Origin of the sequence: Psychromonas hadalis ATCC BAA-638 (assembly GCF_000420245.1) — a bacterium.
GTDB classification, from domain to species: domain Bacteria; phylum Pseudomonadota; class Gammaproteobacteria; order Enterobacterales; family Psychromonadaceae; genus Psychromonas; species Psychromonas hadalis.
In genome coordinates this window covers 1-2520 of the sequence record NZ_ATUO01000273.1, presented here as the reverse complement: position 1 = coordinate 2520, position 2520 = coordinate 1, and the positions used below count along the sequence as shown (strand labels likewise).

Genomic DNA, 2520 nt, shown 5'->3' with positions numbered 1-2520 from the left:
GTTATTTTCATTGTTATTTCCTTTTATTTGACTTGAAAATAACATAACTGAGATCAGAAATTAGATGAAGGTGTGGTTGCCCTGACGCTTACGTTGTGTGTAATAAAACACACCGCTTTATTGTTGCTGAGCAGATACGTGAAATAGACTGTGATTACACTATTGTTTTAGAGTCTCAAAGTAAAAATACCGCATCGGCTATCACGATAGCCACGTTAATCGCACAGCAACAATCGATAAACCAAGATCCTACTTTATTGGTCTTACCTGCGGATCATTGCATCGGCAATACACAAGGCTTTTACCATACCATCACCCAAGCGACACAACTGGTTGATCAGGGTTACATCATTACTTTTGGTGTGCAACCAGATTCAGCCCATACCGGTTACGGTTATATAAAACGTGGCCAGCCTCTGCTCAATGAGCATATTTTTACCCTTGCAGAGTTTGTTGAAAAGCCAAATATGGAGGACGCAGAAAAGTATCTCCAAAGTGGTGATTATTTATGGGACAGTGGCATGTTTATGTTTACAGCGAGCAGCCTGTTAAGTGAATTAGAACAATATCATGCAGACATTTATCATTTTTGTGTACAAACCAGTCAACAGTTTTCCCAAGAAAAAGACTTTATTCGTATCACTCGCCCTGCATTTGAAAACTGCTCAGCGAGATCAATTGATAATGGCAACCGTTACCAAGTTAAACATATCACCGTAAACCCGGGTGAAAAATTATCTATTCAAAAACATCTACACCGCGCAGAACATTGGACCGTTGTGCAAGGGACTGCACATGTTATTGATGATAAACAAGAGTTGCGATTAACCGAAAATCAATCCACCTATATTCCCATTGGCACCATCCATTGCCTCGAAAACAGAGGAAAAACACCTTTAGAGATCATTGAAGTACAATCAGGTGCTTACTTAGGTGAGGACGACATTATTCGCTTAGAAGAGCGCTATGGTCGAGTACAAGGATAATTATTATGAAATCACTCACTTGCTTTAAAGCCAATGATATTCGCGGACAGATTGGTGAGCAGTTAAATGAACAAATTGCTTATTTATTAGGTCAAGCGATGGTGCAATACCTTGGTGCAAAAATGATTGTCGTGGGAGGGGATAACCGCCTTTCTACCCCGAGTTTAAAAGAGGCATTAATTAATGGCATTTGCGATCAAGGCTGTAATGTCATTGATATCGGTCGTTGTGGCACAGAGGAAATCTACTTTGCGACTTGCCATTATCAGAGTGACGGGGGCGTTATGATCACCGCGAGTCACAACCCAATTGATTATAATGGCATGAAATTAGTGCGTAAAAAGAGTGAGCCCATCGGCAATGACAGTGGATTATTAACCATAAAATCCTTGGTTGAGCAGGCAACTTTTAGCAGTGCGGCTCAACGAGGAGGATTGAGTATCAAACAACCCCTTAGTGCTTATATTCAACATATCTTGACGTTTGTTGATTATAAACGTTTCAGTCCATTACGTATTGTGGTCAATTCAGGAAATGGTATGGCTGGACATGTCATTGATGCACTTGCACAACAATTTTTTATCTACGATATTCCCATTTATTTTATCCGTATCTTTCATAATGAGGATGGTCATTTCCCCAATGGCATCCCCAACCCTCTTATTGAGGAGAATCGCTTAGAGACTAAAAAAGCGGTGTTAAAATACAAAGCAGATTTCGGCATTGCTTGGGATGGTGATTTTGATCGTTGTTTCTTATTTGATGAGTATGGTCAATGTATCGAAGGATATTATATTGTTGGTTTGCTAGCAGAGGTGTTTTTACAACAACACCCCCATGAAAAAATCATCCATGATCCGCGTGTTTACTGGAATACAACTGATATTGTCAGACGAAATCATGGCATTCCGATTCAAAGTAAAACTGGCCATGCTTTTATCAAAGAGCGGATGCGCAAAGAAGAGGCAATTTACGGAGGCGAAATGAGCGCCCATCATTACTTTCGTGATTTTTCTTATTGCGATAGTGGCATGATCCCTTGGTTATTAGTGGTTGAATTATTAACTAAAAAAGAACGCCCCCTTTCACAACTAGTGAAACAGATGATAAAAAACTACCCAAGTTCAGGAGAGATTAATCGCTTCATTCGCCATCCGGAGGTGCTCATGCAACAGATAGAAAAACATTATCAAGCACAATCTCAGCATATTAATCACCTTGATGGTTTATCGATGTCATTTCAGGATTGGCGTTTTAATATACGTTTATCAAATACGGAGCCCGTATTACGCTTAAACATAGAAGCACGTCATAATAAAACCTTGGTTGACCGTAAAGTGAGTGAATTATTGGCCATCATAGAGCGCTAAATAGTGTGGGAAGGTAAAAAAATGAGGATTTTAAGCGTTATGTTATAAATATTAACTACACTAAAGATCGGCTTCAACATTACTTGCGATTTTGTTTTTAAAATAGCCAGTCACTTAGGATTGGCTTCAACATTATTTGCACTTTTGTTTTTAAAATAGCCAAT

2 protein-coding genes are annotated in these 2520 nt (G+C 39.1%); both read left to right on the top strand.

The window, feature by feature from the left end; genetic code table 11:
- The first annotated feature begins 95 nt into the window (after nt 1-95).
- Nucleotides 96-986, top strand: coding sequence for a sugar phosphate nucleotidyltransferase (locus G322_RS24955; protein WP_051143803.1), 891 nt, complete (start codon nt 96-98; stop codon nt 984-986).
- Between the two features lie 5 nt (nt 987-991).
- A complete protein-coding gene (locus G322_RS0118670) occupies nt 992-2356 on the top strand; it encodes a phosphohexomutase domain-containing protein (protein WP_022943192.1) in 1365 nt (454 codons plus the stop codon).
- Nucleotides 2357-2520: the final 164 nt, after the last annotated feature.